General features: G+C 39.0%; 12 protein-coding genes. 3 read left to right on the top strand and 9 right to left on the bottom strand.

The annotated features are described in order from the left end of the window. Positions 1–2: 2 nt before the first annotated feature. From BGM26_RS19615 to BGM26_RS19600, 4 genes are all read right to left on the bottom strand, one after another. A complete protein-coding gene (locus BGM26_RS19615) occupies positions 3–1,535 on the bottom strand; it encodes a YifB family Mg chelatase-like AAA ATPase (RefSeq protein WP_217041967.1) in 1,533 nt (510 codons plus the stop codon). Between the two features lie 126 nt (positions 1,536–1,661). Beyond that, positions 1,662–2,270 (bottom strand): transposase, encoded by a 609-nt coding sequence (locus BGM26_RS19610; protein ID WP_254119772.1) that lies wholly within the window; start codon positions 2,268–2,270, stop codon positions 1,662–1,664. A 390-nt stretch (positions 2,271–2,660) separates the two neighbouring features. After that, positions 2,661–3,305, bottom strand: a complete 645-nt coding sequence (locus BGM26_RS21855; protein WP_217041966.1) for an S-layer homology domain-containing protein — start codon at positions 3,303–3,305, stop codon at positions 2,661–2,663. Positions 3,306–3,482: 177 nt separating this feature from the next. Next, a complete protein-coding gene (locus tag BGM26_RS19600; RefSeq protein WP_217041965.1) occupies positions 3,483–5,228 on the bottom strand; it encodes an Ig-like domain-containing protein in 1,746 nt (581 codons plus the stop codon). Positions 5,229–5,530: 302 nt separating this feature from the next. Between BGM26_RS19600 and BGM26_RS19595 the strand changes: the two genes are divergently transcribed. From BGM26_RS19595 to BGM26_RS19585, 3 genes are read left to right on the top strand one after another with little or no spacing between them, the layout of a single operon-like run. Then, positions 5,531–5,926: a GtrA family protein gene (locus BGM26_RS19595; protein ID WP_217041964.1), complete on the top strand. Its 396-nt coding sequence runs from the start codon at positions 5,531–5,533 to the stop codon at positions 5,924–5,926. After that, on the top strand, positions 5,923–6,849 hold the full coding sequence (locus BGM26_RS19590) for a glycosyltransferase family 2 protein (protein ID WP_217041963.1): 927 nt from the start codon (positions 5,923–5,925) through the stop codon (positions 6,847–6,849). Before BGM26_RS19595 ends, BGM26_RS19590 begins: the two co-directional genes overlap by 4 nt. Before the next feature lie 4 nt (positions 6,850–6,853). Next, entirely contained in the window at positions 6,854–8,389 is a 1,536-nt protein-coding gene (locus tag BGM26_RS19585; RefSeq protein ID WP_217041962.1) for a glucosyltransferase domain-containing protein, read from the top strand. A gap of 380 nt (positions 8,390–8,769) precedes the next feature. Here the strand turns inward: BGM26_RS19585 and BGM26_RS19580 are convergent, their stop codons facing one another. From BGM26_RS19580 to BGM26_RS19560, 5 genes are all read right to left on the bottom strand, one after another. Then, positions 8,770–11,598, bottom strand: coding sequence for a carboxypeptidase regulatory-like domain-containing protein (locus BGM26_RS19580; protein WP_217041961.1), 2,829 nt, complete (start codon positions 11,596–11,598; stop codon positions 8,770–8,772). 605 nt (positions 11,599–12,203) lie between these two features. After that, positions 12,204–14,546, bottom strand: coding sequence for an S-layer homology domain-containing protein (locus tag BGM26_RS19575; protein WP_217041960.1), 2,343 nt, complete (start codon positions 14,544–14,546; stop codon positions 12,204–12,206). A 232-nt stretch (positions 14,547–14,778) separates the two neighbouring features. Further along, complete coding sequence (locus tag BGM26_RS19570; protein ID WP_217041959.1) at positions 14,779–16,200, bottom strand: S-layer homology domain-containing protein; 1,422 nt, start codon at positions 16,198–16,200, stop codon at positions 14,779–14,781. 93 nt (positions 16,201–16,293) lie between these two features. Next, a complete protein-coding gene (locus BGM26_RS19565; protein ID WP_217041958.1) occupies positions 16,294–17,931 on the bottom strand; it encodes a hypothetical protein in 1,638 nt (545 codons plus the stop codon). Positions 17,932–18,244: 313 nt separating this feature from the next. After that, positions 18,245–18,844 (bottom strand): TetR/AcrR family transcriptional regulator, encoded by a 600-nt coding sequence (locus tag BGM26_RS19560; protein WP_217041957.1) that lies wholly within the window; start codon positions 18,842–18,844, stop codon positions 18,245–18,247. Positions 18,845–18,975 lie beyond the last annotated feature (131 nt).

The raw sequence follows: 18,975 nt of genomic DNA, 5'->3' as shown, positions 1-18,975 counted from the left end.
GCTTATCCTCCTATTAGCACCGAAGATTCTTTTTCAATATCCCGGCTTAATAAACTTTTCTTTAAATGATGAATTTGAATATGATCCTTTCCCTCTAAATCCGCTATCGTTCTAGCAATTTTTATGAATTTATGTAGTGATCTTCCACTATAGTGAAAGCGAAGATAGGCCTGCTGCAGCAAATCCGTACATTCACGATCAAGAGGGCAAAATTTTTTGATTAAGGAAGGAGTGAGCTGGGCATTACAATTTATATCAGGAATCTCTTTGTACCGTCCCTGCTGGATCTCCCTCGCTTTTTCAACCTTATCGCGGATTGCTCCGGAACTGATCCCTTCGTCCTCCTTATTAAAAAAATCAACAACGCCAACATATTTTTGAATATCCATTCGATCCATTATCGGTCCGGAAAGTTTTTGGCGGTATTTAATAATTTCATAATCTGTGCAACGGCATTTCATTTGACCATAGTATCCACAAGGACATGGATTCATGGCACCTACTAGCATAAAATTGGCTGGATATGTGTTGGAACCCCATACTCTCGAAATGGTAACGGAATGATCTTCAAGTGGCTGCCTCATCGAATCAAGGGCCTTTTTGCTAAACTCAGCCATTTCATCTAAAAATAATACCCCGTGATGAGCAAGGGAAATCTCGCCTGGAAGTGCGTAAGTTCCCCCTCCGATTAGCGAGTTTATTGATGCATTATGATGTGGGGATCTGAAAGGGCGCTCAGTTATTAGGCTCCCCTTATCTTTCAATAGTTTCGCAACACTATAAATTTTCATAACCTCAAGTGATTCTTCTTCTGTCATTTTCGGCAAAATAGTCGGAATCCGCTTGGCAATCATCGACTTCCCGCATCCTGGCGGTCCAACCATGAGAAAATTATGTCCTCCGGCAGCAGCAATGCTAATATAATCGACCAATGAATTAAGTCCTTTTACATCTTTGAAATCAACGGAGTAATCATTTTTAATAGGCAGGGGTAAGCTTTCCTCTGTTTTGGTAAAATGCCTTTGCTTTCCTTCTAATACATCAATCGCCTCTATTAGTGTTTCACAGCCGATAATATCCACCCCTTTTACAATTTGGGCCTCTTGGACATTTTCTTTCGCCATAATTATCCTTGTAATTCCGATTTCCTTTGCCTTAATAGCCATCGGCAAAATCCCTGAAACCGGACGGATAAAGGAGTTGAGGGAAAGCTCCCCTACCAAGGCAGTTTGAAAAAAATTTACTGGATTTATTTGTTTCGTTTGTATTAAAAGTCCGACTGCCATTGCCAAATCAAAGTGTGTGCCGGTTTTTTTCATATCTGAAGGGGCTAGATTGAAGACGATTTTCTGAGGCGGAAAAGAATAGCGAGTATTTTTTATGGCAGCTTCTAACCGCTCCCTCGCTTCCTTAACCGCCTTGTCACCTAAACCAACAATGGATACAGAAGGTAGTCCGAATAGTGTATCTGTTTCCACCTCTACAAGATGACCCTGTATGCCTGTTATCGTAAAACTGTGTACAGTTGATGCCATATTTTATATCTCCTTTGGATTCTAATTTTTTCTTGAATAATCACTCATTAAAGACTTGGTTGGTTGCTTACGTCACAGGATTTTATACGAAGAGAGGAAGCTGCTTTTTCCCTTTAATGGGACGTTTTAATAGAGGATTAGTTTTGGTTTTTTAGGAATATTTTTATTAATCTTTCCATCTTCACCGATTTCAGGATCACAAAATCCAGAGGTTAGATAGATATCATAACTTTTTGGTTGAGGGTCAGGAAAATAGGAAAGGATATGTTTGGTTGTTACGAGGGGATTCTCTTCATTAAGAACATATGAACGATAACTGCTCCATGGGTAATCTTCTAATTTTCTGACGATATTAGCTTTAAGAGGGTTTAAATGGATATATTTGCTTACATCCAATTCGTAGACTGCGCTATCGATCCACTCGGCACCATATCGATTTTCAAAAACATGCCCTTGATATTCATTGCGTTTATTAAAATATTTGGCGTATTTATTATGGAGATGCTTCATGATGATTCCTGTGGGGGTAGTTATTGTTTCTAACTGAAGATGAATGTGATTGGTCATTAAACAATAAGTATGAAGAATAAAGGGATGGCGGCTTTTGGTTTCCCCCAGCAACCCAAGATAATGCAATCGATCTGCATCATCGTGAAAAAGGGCGGTTCTTCTGATGCCTCTGCTTGTAATATGATATTTCGCACCTGGAAACCAGTCACGTCGTTTCCGAGCCAATAAAATCACTCCTAATCTTTTTTCTATCAATGAGAATAGGGACTTTTTCATATACTAAAATTCGAGGAGGTTTCTAAGGAGGAAAAAGGGGATCTAATACAACAGGCATTTTGTTCATTTTTTACTACTTATTTTACATTATAACTCATCTACCTATTAGTTTCCTTAATATTCTAATAGTTTTTGCATAACTTTTTCCTTTGTCCTTTTTAGACATACAAAAATCAATAAAATGTCCACGGACGGTGCCTGACACCATATTATATGACACCCAAAAAAGAAGAGAGCAGCCGCGATGCGATCACTCTCTTTCCAATGTTGTCTTTTCCACGCGCACAAATTAATGTGATTTGTCCACGAGTGGTGCCTGACACCTTATAATGACATATATTATTTAATGACTATGGTTAAAAATTCATCATCATATCGTTTAACAAATGAGACGATTTGGGCTCGCTTTAATTCCTCGGATGGTCGAAAAGATTCGTACGTTTTTGGGTATTTTCCGGAAGCATCTGCATAGCCAGTAGATAGACCAATATCATACATCCATTGAATGGCTTCTCTTTCACTCACTTTCGTATTGAAGTGCAAGGTTGCAAAAATTTGGGCCATCGTCCCGCGAGAGATTGCTTTGGAAGCAGGAGCAGTATTTTGCAAGGATCCTTTTGTCGGTAAATTGTATTTCTTCGCCATTTGATAAGGTACCGACGCAAAAAAATTAGTGGTCGGTTTCGTACTATTGAATTCTTGAGGGTACATATAACGAAAAATGATGGTCAGGAATTGATACTCAGTTAATGTTCCATAAGGGTTCAGCCAATTTCCGACTGCCCCAGTGGTTGGATGCTTTTGGTTGATATATCCTTTGATTAGACCCTCTTCAATGCTCCAAATCATATGTTCCGACCAATATTCATTATTCTTATAATCATTATATAGATGAACAGGAATGGAATTTGCCCCCACTTTTGCAATAGGGAAAAATCCGAATAATAGGATCATACTCAACAAAAGGCTTAGCGCTTTCTTCACGATTTTCCTCTCCTTCTAGCTTTGCTCATTAAGATAATAATCTTCGAATTCCCCCTACGTATCTTCGAAATTAGAGGATTTATCTTCGGAATTTCCATTTTATCAATTTTTCAACAAAATTCGATAACAACTATGATTGATTACAAGAAACAATCTCATTAGAAAAGAGCCGATTTATTAAGGGAGTCTAGTGCCGTTCCAACTCCCCCAATTAATCCCGTTCGAAAGCTTGTATTTCCCGTTAAAGGAATTGCCGTTATCTGACATTGTAAAGACAATCTCCCCGTAAGAATCGGAATTTTCGTAATAGGTCCCTGTTAATGTATTGCCTTCAACTGTTCCTGAAATCGAACCGCTAATAATGCCATAGGAGTATGTTCCTGTCACTTTGGATCCCGATTGAGTGAAGTTAATGACCCCATAATTTGAACTCCATGCACCACCCCAAGTACTATTATAAGAACCAGTTGGTGTGACAGAGACTGTTTCAGACCTTGCCGATTCATTTCCGTTTTTATCGACGGCCGTCAAGTAAAAATAATAGGTCGTTCCATTTTCCAAGCCACTCACTTCGGCAAACGACTCTAAGATGACCGATTGACCGTTATCGGAAGACACCCTGACAAAATTATCAGAAGATCCTTCACTTATATAAAGATAGTATCCTAGCAAATCCAATTCATACTGATCATACCAATCTATCTCCACCTTCCCATTCAATGCTTTCATGGTGATGCCTGAAGGTGCAGCAAGTTTCGCTTTGTTTCCTTGATCTCCATTGCCACCTGTTCCTCCATTTCCACCACTTTGAATCGTTGTGCTTGCTAATTCAGAAGGGATGGATTCATTTCCGTTTCTATCTACGGCCGTAACATAGAACTCTATAACTTTTCCACTATAGTATTCAAACCCTGTTAGCTCGATTTCGGTTTTGTAATAAAGGTCCTCTCCACTTTCTTTAAGCAATGGGAGGAATTTCGTATTTCCTTTTAATCTATAATACACACGGTAACCAGCTAAATCATTCGCGGTGCTAGAATACCATGAGAGACGGGCTGTTCCTTGAGAATTATAGAAAAATAAACCGTAAATCTGATTCGGCTCTGTTGCATCTGGATAATACCCGTCCAAATCAAGCTCGAACGGCATCATGACATTACCTACAGATTTTCCCAAATGACTCTTAACGGCATCTGTAATAAAAATGGTGTATTCCTCGCCTTTCTCATATCGACTTTCTGGATAAATATAAATTTTTCGCTTGTCATACCCTAATGTAATGGTTGTTTCAAGTAAGTATCCTTTCGAGTCTTTTATATAAATGGTGTCACTATTAATGGTTGAGGCGTCCATCATTTGATTAAACTCAAGTGTCCATACTTTTTGATCATTACTAATATATTTCGCGTCAAGTGGGGCAAAATCGGAAATATCCTCTTTTGGTGCTTCTTGTTCGATCACATAGCTAAAATCTACTTTTGCTGACGAAATGCGGTCAATCCGAACTTGAGCGAACATCCCATCACTATCTTCAATTAAGAAAATATTGCCTTCCGCTATTTTCATACTCGTTAATGGATAGCCTAAACCGTCCGTTGGGAAGGTAATACTTTTCTTTTCTAACGGCTGACCAAAGGATTGAATTTTAGCAATTCGACGTGCTCCGATATCTGAATAAGTATTGAGCACGAAATCCGCTTCATCCTTATCTGTCACGACCGATTCGGTGTCGAAGTCAAAACCTCCATGCTTCATCACTTCATCGTACCAAGGCAAAGTATAGCTTAGTAATGGCGAGTATGTTGCTTTGATTGCCTCTGACCAATAAATGAGCTGTTTCGATTCTTGCGCAGAAACCGTGCTGCCTAAACTACCGATAATGATTCCTAGACATAGTGCTGTAAAGCTGATGATCCTTTTCATCTTTCCCCTCCTAAATAGCTATTTTGAATTTCCCAATTCATCAATACCGTGATAAAAGTAGGATGATAATGATAATTTTTTGAGAATTCTAATATATAGCTTATTTTATGTTTCATTTTAATATGACTATTGGAGCAGATTATCAGCGGCGGTTCCATAGCCATGAACAGACATTTTTGATAAACTATATGGGGTAATTTCAAGGCGTTATTCTCGATTTCCTTCGTTCGAATTTTCAGGTTAGATAGCAAGTATGTTTTGCAAGAGCAACCTAGTTTTTTCTATGAAATGAGGCATTCTCTATGCGCTTTAATCTCAAAAGCGAAACCATTAAATTTATATTGGTAGGCTTTTTCAATACGTTCCATTATTATTTATGGTATTTGCTTTTCACAGAAGTTCTAAATCTGTATTACCTTGCTGGGCATTGGCTCGCTTTTCTTATAAGCATGGTAGGTTCTTTCTATCTCAACACGTATTTTACCTATCGCTCGAAGCCAAGCTGGAGGAAGTTTTTCCAATTTCCTCTAACGTATGTTGTGAACATCACGGTCTCGACGAGTGCGCTCTATCTATTAAAAGAATGGCTGAAATTCGATAATAAATTTGCGCCCATTCTTGCTGCTGCAGCTGCCATTCCGTTTACGTTCATTATTTCACGAAAAATTTTAAAAACGAGAAGGGAGAATATTTCGTGAAGAAATTAAGTATTGTCGTTCCTTGTTACAACGAGCAACAAAATGTTGGTAACTTTTATCATGAGACACAAAAGTATCTTGAAGAACTTCCTATACATATTGAGTATGTATTCATCGATGATGGGAGCCAAGATGAAACGCTATCCATTCTCCGCGAATTGGCCGAACAAGACGGGAATGTCCATTACATCTCATTCAGCCGGAATTTCGGAAAAGAGGCGGCCATTCTTGCTGGTTTCCAATATGCTTCAGGGGATGCGGTTATCCTAATCGATGTGGATTTACAGCACCCACCTTCATTGATCCCAACGATGTGGCGACATTTTGAAGAAGGATATGATCAAGTGATCGCAAAGCGCAATCGAATCGGGGAAAAGTTTGTAAGGAGGAAGATGACAAATCTTTATTACCATTCAATCAATCGTCTTGTAGACGTTACGATTACTGACGGGGTTGGCGATTTTCGGCTACTAAGTCGGCAAGCGCTAGACGCATTATTAAAGATGACCGAATATAACCGATTTTCGAAAGGGCTATTTGCGTGGATCGGTTTTCACGAGAAAGTCATTGAATATGATAACCAGCTTCGCTTGAATGGAAAAAGCAAATGGAGCTTTAATAGCCTGCTAAATTATGGGATGGATGGAATCCTTTCTTTTAACAATAAGCCTTTGCGAATCGCTATTTATAGCGGAATGTTGATCACTTTATGCGGTTTCATTTACATCTTGATTACCCTAATCAATTATTTCTTACACGGGATTGACACACCTGGGTATTTCACAACGATTTCCGCTATTATCGTGCTTGGCGGGATTCAGTTGCTATTTTTAGGGATTATTGGTGAATATATTGGCCGAATTTATTATGAAACGAAGCGACGGCCGCAATATTTAATTAAAGAAAAAAGTAATGGAGAATAACAACATGCCTGAAGATTTTTTTCGTAAATGGAAAATGATGATCAAAAAAGAATGGAAAATTGCTTTCATTAGTGCGGCTATCATCGGATTTTTAACTCATATGTATGTTTTTACGAATATGCTGCCAAATCATGATAGCTTAATCAATATATATAATACGCAGCTGAAGTTTAAATCAGGGAGATTTTTTCTAGGACCATTTAGTGGGATTAGCTCGTTCTTTGATTTGCCTTGGATCATTGGCATACTATCCGTTCTTTATTTAGCACTTGTGACCGTTGTTCTGACTGAATTTTTCGAGCTACGAAAGACCCCTGCTATTATGTTAACTGCAGGTCTGGTTATGACATTTCCAACTGTTGCGGCTACTTTTTCGTATATGTTTACGGCCGACGGATATATGATGGGTTTTCTTTTAGCTTTGCTAGCTGTTTTAGTTACGAAAAAGTATCGTTTCGGCTTCCTTCCTGCTTCATTCATTTTTTATTTAAGCGTTGGGATTTATCAAGCGAATTTAACAATCGTCCTAACAGTCATTGCGGTATGGTTTATCCGTGAGCTCACCCTTAATGAGCAGGATTTAAAAGCATTGCTTTCTTTATTTTTCCGCTTTGTTAGTATGACCGCCATTGGAATGATTCTTTATGCCATTACCTTTAAAGCGTATCAAACGTTTTTCGGCGGAAAAATTACGGATTACCAAGGGCTTGATCAAATTGGCAAACAGTCAGGTAGCATCATTGACCAATTCGTTAAAATTAAGAGTGCATGGATGAATTTCTTTTTCCGTGGATTCATCACAGATTTTCCTGTTAATTTTTTTGAGGTGCTGAATCTTTTATTATTTGGCTTGATTGTGCTAACGATTGTAATTTCCATCATTCAAAATAAAATGTTTGCATCACCGCTTCGAATTATTTTCATTGTGGCTAGCATCCTCATGCTGCCAGTTTGCTCATTCATTCTTTACTTTGTTTCGCCTGGTGTTGAGTATCATATGCTGATGGTCATGGGGCTTGCGTTTTTATATATGCTACCGATCGTCCTCTATGATCGCTTCGATCGGCCAACATTAGCAGTTAAATGGACTTCCTGGGGGACGGTCGTCGTTATTTTTCTCATCGCCTTTAACTTTGCCATTATCAATAATATCGCTTATTTTAATATGACATTAAAATATGAAAAGACTTACGCCTTCATGAATCGTATTCTTGATCGCATCGAGCAAACAGACGGGTTCGAACATGCGACGAAACTCGCGATCATTGGCAGAGTGACGATGCGAACCGAGATGGCATCCGAAAAAGTGCCGAATCGCATCCCGTCAATGACAGGTGCGATGGGCGAAACCTTTTTGGCAAAGCCATATCATTTTGAATATATGTTAGCTAATCAATTCGGAAAAACACTCACCCGCTTGGATGATGACGAGCTCAAAATCCTTCAAGGAAGTGAACTCGTCAAACAGATGCAAACATGGCCGGGTAAGAATTCTGTACGTATTGATGGAGATACGGTTATTATCAAATTAAGTCAATAGAAAAAGCCTCGTGTTGATTTATTTCTTCACGGGGCTTTTTCCGATTCCCACTTTAAAGTGATGTGGGTCTGGCCGCTTTTTTGAAAGCGTAATAGCTTTGTCCTCTATGGACTAAATCGTTATCAATCTCACCATCAAATGAACAAAGCGTAAAATGACCCGCGCTTTTCCCTCACAATTTTCATTAATATTTGTATTCATATACAGTTCCTGAAACCGCAAAAAAGAGAGTAACCGCAATATGCGATCACTCTCTTTCCATTAGTGTCCATTCCACATGTACAAACCTACCTGATTTGTCCTCGGACAGTGCCTGACACTCTTATTGTACAAATCAAAGCGATTTGTCCACGAGCAGTGCCTGACACCTTATTGACACCTTATTTTACTGCTGATAGTTGAATGACTGGTACTGTGATGTCTTTTCCTGCTACAGTCAGTTCACGCTCAGCTACTACATAGCCGTTTTGATATACTGCAAGAGTATAGTTACCATCGACTAACGCTAATGGTGAAGTACCGGCAGCATCGGTTGTTAATACGTCTTTAATGGAACCGTCTTTGTTAAAAACTACTACATAGGCATCTTTAAGGTTTGCATTTGCTTTATCAACTACACGGAAGTTAATAGCTCTTTGTGCTGCTACTTCATCGACTACGATTACAAGCTCGCCCACTTCACCAGTGGCTAATGTAGCTGTTGTTTTTACATCAACATAATCATTAGAAGCTACATCGATTGATAGATTGTATGTTCCTGCAGACAAGCTAGTGAAAGTCACTGTATTTGTTGCATTTTCAGCTTTTTCCCAAACTCCATAATTAGGATTAGTTGGGTCAACATATCCGTCTGTTAAATCGAATCCTTGAGCTGCAACATTAACAGGTTGTCCTTTGCTATCTACTACACTAATTTTTAATGAAGCATTTCCACCTGAAGTTAGGTTATAGTTTACTTTTGTTAAGCTTTGTCCTGCTTCAATTGTTTGAGTCGTGCTCAATGTTTCAATACCAGCACCACGCACAACTACATTGTATTTTCCAGCTTTTAAATTAGTTAAGCTATATGATCCATCTTCAGCAACGACAGCATTACTAACTTCTTTACCTTTTTGATCATAATAAGTGATTGTTGCATCTTTAGCTGCAGCAAGAGATCCGTTTAGGCGAGCAAATCCTGAAACATTCCCATCTGTTACAACATCTGCTAGTTTAAGAGCAGCAGCAGTTGCTTTTTTGTTTTTAGTAACAATAACTTCATCAGTTAAAGATCCATCTACAAAATTGTCTGCTGTCGCACGTACTGTATATTTACCTGCTAGAAGTCCAGTAAATGAGTATTCTCCATTTTCATTAGTCTTTACAGTATCGATAATGCTTCCTGCAGCATTAACTAAGTTTACTTCAGCATCCTTGATTCCTGTTGTACCGTTGCTTACGACACCAGTTAATGTTCCTGCTGGCACTGCTCTTTCTTCAAACGTTTGATCTCCATTAACAGTAATTGCGAATTCTTTCGATACTACATAATCTCCAGAAATTTTTACAGTATAGGATCCTGGAGCAATACGATCGAATGTGAAACCTACTGTTGCATCGTCTTTTGCTGATAAGCCAGTAAATTCTTTTTTATCAATAACTGTTTTTCCGCTTAACAATTCTAAATGATAAACTGCTTTATCAGCATCAGAAGCTTTTGCTCCAAAAACATCACTAAGTGATTCCGTACCGATCGTTGCCGTAATTTTATTACCTTTTTCAAGTTGTACGTTATGAGTAGCATTTGTTCCTTCGGTAACTGCAAACTCTGTATAAGAAACAGCAGATAAAGTATCGTCAACTACTACATTATAAGTACCGCTTAGTAATTGAATACCTTTTGCAGTGTAATGACCGTTTGCATCTGTAGTAACAGAAGCTTTTACTTTTCCGTCTGCATCAGAAATTTTTACAGTCGCATTTTTCACTTTAGCTCCAGCTGCATCCGCCACAGTTCCATCAATGTCGATTGAAGCGATTTCATCCATTTTGATCCCTTTTAGTGCATTCACTACTTTTTGGTTATCTAAAGTAATGGTTTGAACGAAATCTTTATATCCAGCTTTTTTTACAGTTTGTCGGTATTCTGCACCTAATTTCAACACTTGGTTTGCAGCCGTTTGGTCGATACTATATGCCCCAGTTTTAGTAGTGTCTGTTGCCACTGTTACCCAAGTTTTTGTTTCTGCATGATAGGCTTCAAGCGTAACTGCAGCCTCATCTATTCCAGCTCCAGTTTCTCTATCAATGATCATACCTGAAACTTCAATTGCAGAAGTATCAATTTTAGAAGTTGCAATATTTTGGTTAAAAGAAGAAACTTCATCTTTTAAAACAACTACATCAGATACGACAACATTTTCATATCCTTCTGCTTGAATGGTCACTTTTTGTGTACCAGGCTGTACGTTAAGAAGTTTAAAGTGTCCTTTTGAATCAGTTGTAGCCGTTTCTCCTCCTACTAATACTTTTGCATTCTCTACAGCCTTGCCACCGTCAAGAATGAAACCAGCAATCCCTGAAGAAACAGTCACTTCTTGCTCTGGCTCTTTTTCTGCATTCTCAATAGAGCGAATCATGAATGAAGCGAATTGAGCACGAGTCACATTGTTTAAAGGGTTAAATTTCTCTACTTTAGTAATCTCATTTTCTGAAAGAATATTAATGTTAGCACGATGTACTTCCCAAGCAGTATCATTATCCGTTACTGCTGATTCTTTATTCGCAAGATCTTCCAGTCCGAATAAACGAACAAGAACGGATGCCATTTCTTGACGAGTAATGTTTTTTCCTGGATTGAAAGCTCCATTAGAACCAGTGAAAACACCCGCTGCACGAACAACTAATGCTGACTCAGCAAGCTCAGCATCCACTTGAGTAGATACGTCTTTGAATTGCTCTGTTCCCGTAGTGTCAACATCCCCAAGGTATCGAGCAATAATTTTTGCGACTTGGCCACGGGAGATGTCTTTATTAGGCATAAATAGACCATTTTGTCCTTTGATTAAACCAAGTTCCACGGCTTTTTCAATATTAGCAGCATGATCATCATTTGCAGGTACGTCTGGGAATGTGCCAGATGCACTTGCCAATGGTGCTACTGCAGAAGCAACTAATGCAGCTGTTACAGAACTTGCCAAAAATTTACTCATGTTAGTATTTTTACTCACTATTATTGTTCCCCCTATGTATACGAATAATCTATTCTTTAGTAAAAAGCATTAAGGTAAATAATCAGCATCTACGATCGCTTTTGCTTACCTATGAAAAATATACTAACACAGTAAGTTTATAGAATCATACCGGTTAAACATGGTATTAATGGGTGATCCTTAGCAAAAATGGGTTAATAGAGTACCCTTTTCCATAAAAATATAGTTGTATCCATAACTTACCAGACACGATAAGCAAATGGGAACCCCTTAAAATTCGTGTCCCCTTGAATATTCCAATTGATTAGTACCATGACAAGAGTAGGTTGTTAATGATAATTTTTATAAAATTCTTATTTTATATTCGGTATAAATATAACCAATTCAGCAGATAATCAAGGGCAACCTCATAGCTATGAACGTACATTATCGGGGATATATGACGGATTTCGCGGATAAACGATCAAATCAAAAATTGGCCATAAACGGATGAAGGCAAAATTAAAATGAGTCCGGTACAATACCGAACTCATTTTGGGCAAGCTGCCTGATGAAATAACCGTGTCTAACTTTTTGGGGCCACTTCAATTTATTCACGGGGCCGCTTTTTCCTTATTCACATTTTAACGTGATGTAGATCTGACCGATTTTTGGCCGACTAAATAGCCATTCAAGTCATAGGCTAGGAAAGTTCCTCCTTGATACAGGAGTAGTTCGGAAATTTCGTTCATGCTTTTTTTGAGAGCGTAATAGTTTTGCCCTCTGTGGACTAACTCGTAATCAATGTTTCCATCAAATGAATGAAAACGGAGAAGGACCCGAGCGATTTCCCCACAATTTTCGTTAATATACGTATTCATATAGAAGTCTGTACTTGTATATTCAAGTGTTGGTGAAATAAACATTTGGTCTGAGTAAGAGCAGCTTGGAGCTGGGATATCACATGTAACTTCGTTAAGAATGGACTGGTATGCTGAACCAATATGGATATTTTCGGTCACATGATAATATTCTCCGCCTGTTTCATAAGCCAATTGCTGTAAAAGCGTTTCGTTCAGTTGCGTTTTGCTTCCTAGTCCGATCGTGAAAATTTTGATTTGTTCTGCTCGTGCTCTCAGAAGCATTTGCTTGACTTGACGTTCATTTGATTTCCCATCGGTTAAAAGGATGGCTATTTTCGGATAATTGTTGCTGTATTGATTAAATGCCACTTCCATTCCTTGTGCAATATTCGTTCCGCCTGATTGTCGAACCGAGTCAAGGGTTGGTCTTACCCAATACACTGAATCGGATGTTGGGTATAGTAAATTACCCCGAGAGTCAAAGTGAGCAGCAATATTACTTGGGGCGTTTAAATTCGTCATAAACTCTTTTGATTTTGAAACACGCAAACGCTCCGGATCACTTCTTTTCATACTCCCGGAAGAGTCAATAATAAATGCGACTTCCATATCCCCTCGTAGACAACTATTATTCAAATTAATTTCCGGATCATAAACGACTTGATACCGATGCGTTTTATTTAATAACGATGCGACTTCATCTTTATACCGCGAGTCGACCTGAACAATTTCCGCTCGAATCTCATCTGTCTCAAGTTGTGTCGACCACAATGATGTTAAAGTTGTACTCGCCTCACCATTATAAAAAGATGCTTCTCGAGTCGATAAATTAGCCCCTTTGGACGAACGAAAAAGAACGCGCCCATTAAAATCCGAAATGACTTGACCACCTGGACGTACAATCTTCGCTGTCACAGTCATCGTTGATCTGCCGTCTGCTAGTAAAATATTATTCTCCCTTGTTGTTTCGATTCGAAGCTCCGCTTGCGGAACATATTCTAACTGGACGGTGACAGGCTTTTGATAGCAAGACATATTTTCAGAATTCTTTGTTTCATCATTTATTCGAAAAGAGATTGTATCTGTTACAGTCTTTTTCGATCGGGGGGCCGTTACTTTTATCGTTAAGTTGGACCCATCGGTTGAAAAGTTCGAGCTATAAAGGGTGGCATTTGGGTTTTTTTCATATTCCTTCTCATCGAATTCTTGATAATAAAAGTGATCGTTCGGATCGCCGCTATGAAGCTCCCCCGCTTTAGAAGTTACTTGAAAGGTTAAAGAATTCTCTTCAGGAATCGATCCTCCGTAACAGTCTTTCAACATTAAAGTGATGAACGAAGAATCGACACCATTTGCAATGAGTGACGGTTTCTCGATATCCAAATCCTCTAATCTCGAATCATAAGGTATTGAAATGATCGGTGGTTTTGGCTGTGGCTTTAATTCCGGCGGAGGAAAGATCATCGCATCATCCCCAAAGAAATTCGGTGGCAACTCGATTCGGTTGTCATCTCTTCCCCCTGCTTTCGACGCTAACCCTGACATCCAACAACTCCCATTCTTAGAAAGACGGTTATAAAAAACGGCCGCTTCCGCCCGGGTCATCGTGCGATCAGCACGATAATCCTTGTAATCCTTCTTGCCAGTTGATCCCGTCGACAAGTCTCTTAAATACATATTTTGCACAGCATAAGGTTCACTCAGATCGGACCCTTCGAATGCAGCAATTACCCGCGCAACTAACCCGCGTGTAATCGGTTCGTCACGGGCTTTCAAGTTCGTATAGCCGTTAAGTGGAATATTTTTGCTTAATAAATATCGATAAATGCCTGATGCATGATGTTCACCTGGCGCTGCCTGTAGAGAAGAAGTATTCGAACAATCATAGCGCGTTAGAATGGCCGCAAATTGGGCTTCTGTTAACGTTCGATTCGGTGCAAATGTCCCATCAGGGTATCCTTTTATTAATCCTTTATTATATGCCCACTCAATCGCAGGATAGGCCCAGTGTTCATTATTCACGTCCTTAAACGGGCTTGCTGCACTGCCCTTTCCCGGAAGAGCCAAGATCATGCATAGCAGGATAAAGAAAAGAGAAACCGCCCTTTTTCTAAAATCATTCATTATTTTCATCCTTTCTTTAGAGGCACGCAGCGGGATAAAGGGACAGGTCCATCTTCCCATTGGTGGGACAGAGGGGCACGAGGATAGCCCCTGCCCCACATACACTACATCCCAATGTTTTCGTCGGCACAAATAATCCTGTAAGCCTAAAAAAAACTTTCCATAGCGAAGGCAAGAACCGTTTCTCGTAAATCAATCCCGTACGTCTACCAACAATATTGCTTAACAAAGTCTAGTTAAAAAAGAGCATGTCATCCCGATAGTTTTGTTTTAAATCATTTTCTAAGAAGTCAAGAAAACGGATAATAAGGGCAGACGCTTGAGCCCTTGATAGTGGCTGATTCGGATTAAATCGGTTTTGATTATCCCCTTTAATTAGTCCGAGTTCTGCTGCGACGTACACACTGTCCTTTGCCCAGTCTTCGATTTTATCGTTATCAACGAAATTTGTTCGATAATTAGGACTAGGTGCACGTCCCTCCATTCCTAGCGCACGCACAAGAATGGCGACTGCTTGTACTCTACTAATTGGGCTATTTGGCTTAAATGTTGCGTTTGTTGTTCCAGTGATAATTCCTTTCTCAACCGCACTCTCAATATATAAATAATCTCGATCCTTTGGATCTAAATCGCTAAAGATTGCTTTTCTAGGTGCATTTTTGTTCGCTTGTTGTTCCATAACCCGAATATTAACGGCTTTTAACACACCGACGGTAAATTGATATCGAAGCATCGGCGTATTAGGTGAGAAAAATTGCGTTGATTCATCAAATACTCCTAATGAATATAAACGTTCAATATCATCCTTTGCCCAATTGTTCGCTAAGTCACGAAATTTAGGGACGATTAAGCGGTCAATGGTTGGAACCATTTCTTGAGAAAGGTGGACTGTCCCTTCCTCTTTACTTCTACTATAAGGAATATTATACGTATACTCCCCGATCATGTTTGATCGGCTAATGACAGCATGCCCCCCAATAAAGCTAGATAAGGAGGGATCATGTGGTTCATATTGGAGTGATTTTGTCTTACTGTCTGATACTTTGCTAGTAATAAAGGCTTTTCCTTGATTGGATTCAATTTCATAATCTATAAACTGTGTTTCTGTTGCACCCCAGAAATTTTTATAACCCATATTTCGACCACTTATGTGAACTGTAATGAGTTCATTTGAATTCTTTTTATAAATCTTGCGGCCGACGATATTCCCTGAATAGTAATCCGAGGCAGGGCGGTTATCACTAATCGTCCCTTGCGAAAATTGAAAATCATCTAATGAATAATTGTCTTTACCCACTGTTACTTTCTCTGAGTAGCTTCTCACCGACGTTTGGAAAGTCGTCTGCCCTTTGTCCTCCCGCTCTTGGCGGTCTGTTACATACACAACACTACGTGATAGCTTATCACCCTTAGAATCTTGGAGATTAAAGCGGTATGTAGTCGTTATCTGATTCTTGGCTTCCTTCTCCGTTACTGTTGCTTTCCCAGTAAACTTAACAGGCTCTCCTGATAAAAAGAAATATTCTTCATACGTATATTCGTTTAAAACCCCACCATTATAATCAGGTGGTTTAGCACCGATCATAGGTGGAAAAATTGCTAGAGAAAATAGGAACGTAATGATAAAGAGGAGTTTTTTTACCGTTTTTTCCATATTATTAGCAGTCACCTTTTCTAGTTTTTTTCAGCAAAATGCTCTGTTGAAAAGGGCATGTAGGCGATTTGCTTACATGCCCTTTTTTAAAAATTAATCGACTAAAAGAATGCGTCCCTTCACTTTCGATTCATGTAGGAGATAGAGTCGTTCCCCACCTTTTAATTCCTCAACAGTAATAACTTTACCATCCCGAATGATCGTAGCTTGCTCAATATTGATGCTTGAAATTTTCCCCGCTTCAATCCATACACCTTTTTGCCATTGGCTGACATTACGGATACTAATGATGGCTGGGTTAATCTGATCAATTTTGTCAATTCTTCCGACCGAAACGAGATTTGCTTCAGGCGTACTCCTTCCAATAAGATGAGCGGCAACGATTGTTTGATTCGAGACATAGAAATAACCATATTGATCGATTTGGTCCTCCATTTCATCTCTAGCAATGAGTCGTAACACCGAGTTTCTTGAATCTTTAACAGCTACCGTATCATTACTAAAATAAAGCTTCGATACGTTCGTGTCTTTCCAATAATTATTCGATAATTCTTTAGCATTCCTTAGTTGCAGTTCATATGGCGCAGTAGAACTTATTCGTCCGAAATAAATGGTGTGATTCGCTAAATTCGGACTTTGGAAACCGTCATTCGTAATGTGAACGACATTTGCATACTGACTTTTTTGAACCCCATCTGTCACAACAAAAGCTGATCCGCTCGATTGTAAACTATTTGAATCAACTAGCCGGCCGTTGCGAATAAGAATGGTTCCATCATGATAGTTAATGGACCCTGTTTCTTTTAGCTTAATCCATTTTTGAAGAATACTAACCGAATGCATAGGTTCGTAGAATGTTCGTTCATTCATTCGCTTGACGACCATTTTTTCTATTACTTCTTCGCCAAACTGGCTAACTGTCACGTAATAAACATCATGATCGACATAGTAACGGAGACGATCTTGTTTAATTTGTTGATTTCCAACATATATCGGCACTTTCCTTGAAAAATTGTAGCTGCTATTACTTTTATCAGTATTTGGCTGCCACATCCAGTTTTGAAATACTTGCTCATTCTTCACAATTAGCTTGTTATTGATCGGTTCAATACGGTGGATCGTTCCTTTATAGAGTGATTCTATTTTTACTCCTTGGACAATGACATCGATTGAACGGATGTAATTCGTGTCATATTCAGAGAATAGAAGTTTGACCCTGTCCCCTTCATATATCGTACTAAGGTCGACGAGCGTTGTTCCTTTGAAGATCTCCGTTTCATTATTCAAGTAATACGTTTTCGAATCTCCATCATCAAGTAAAATGGAAAGGAACTTCCCGTTTTTATCGATCCGATTGATTGTGCCCGTTACAATTTTTTCACGGTGATCAATCTCTCCCTGAGATTCCCCCGATTGGCCACGAAGTGCTTTTACTCGACGTAAATAAACATCTGCCTCGACTTCCATTCCCTGTTTGAATGCATTGATTGTTGTGGGAAGGGAGTTGATCGTAAGCTTTGCATTTCCGTCAATCGGTAACGTGGTTTCATTTCCCTGACTATTCTTGATCGTAATGCTCTTTAATCTTTTTTCGGCCGCTGTATCGTCTTCATATGTCACTTTCACAAAAAAACCTTGCATGGTCGAATTAGCTGAAGCGGGGCTTGCTGTATATAATCCTGAAAATAAAAAAATGGCCATGACTAATAGAAAAGTGAGATTTCTAGGCATTTGGGACACCTCCATTGGAAAATATTATATATTTGTTATATCGGTTGGATTAGGTCTTTTTTAAGTGGACCAACCCTACAAATGTAATTAAGGAACTTGTCACGTATCCCCATATTTCAATTTATCTATCTATTTAACTAATAGTCTAATCTATCCGAACTTCAATATTTGCCCTTGACAGATCGGGCAGTGTCCATAACTCACCAGCCACGATAAACAATTCCCATTATACGGTAAATGATAGGACTAAAAAAAGAGTTACCGCCATTGAAGCGATAACTCTTCCTTTAATTGTCCTCCAGCCATACACAAATCAACTTATTTGTCCACGGACAGTGCCCGGCACGGCTAAGCCGCTAAAGGTAATTTTGAGTTGCTGTTCAATGACTTCTTCATATGTCTCTGTCTCTCTCAGTTGATAAAAGTAAATGACTTTTAGTCCGTTAAGCACAACAGAAGCGGCTATACCTGGATGAATATTTCTCAGTTCACCATTATCAATTGCCTCTTTTAAGCTGCTTTCTACTAGGATTTGCATCTCCTTCTGCATCGTTTGCAGCTGCAAATGGAGCTGCTTCGGAATTTTGCCAAAGTCATTTAACATGATCGCTCGTAATTCAGACTCAGAATGGAATAGCTGTGCATTTTTTTCATACAATCGTTTCACTTTGCTATAGATCGGTCCCGGCCTTTTTACGACTTGCATCAATTCATCGAATATATAGGTAAGGCCTGTTAAAACAACTTCGCCAAACAAGGCTTCCTTGCTCGTAAAATATTCATAGATCGTGCCTTTTCCAACACAGGCCTTCTTTGCAATGTTTTGTATGGTTGCCCGGTCGTAGCCTTCTTCTACAAAGTGTTGTAAAGCTGCCCGCAAAATAAGATCCTTCCGATCTACTTTATTATTCAACTTTATAACTCCTATCTCGGTTTTCTTTAAAAATATTGATAGATCACACCTTTCCCTACACCGGATTCATTTGTGATATCTTAAACGGTTGGTAACCAAAATCCGGTCATAGGAAAAGGCACATTTCTGTG

The organism is Bacillus sp. FJAT-29790 (assembly GCF_019039215.1).
In the GTDB taxonomy this organism is placed as follows: domain Bacteria; phylum Bacillota; class Bacilli; order Bacillales; family Cytobacillaceae; genus Cytobacillus.
This window is presented reverse-complemented; position numbering and strand designations above follow the sequence as displayed.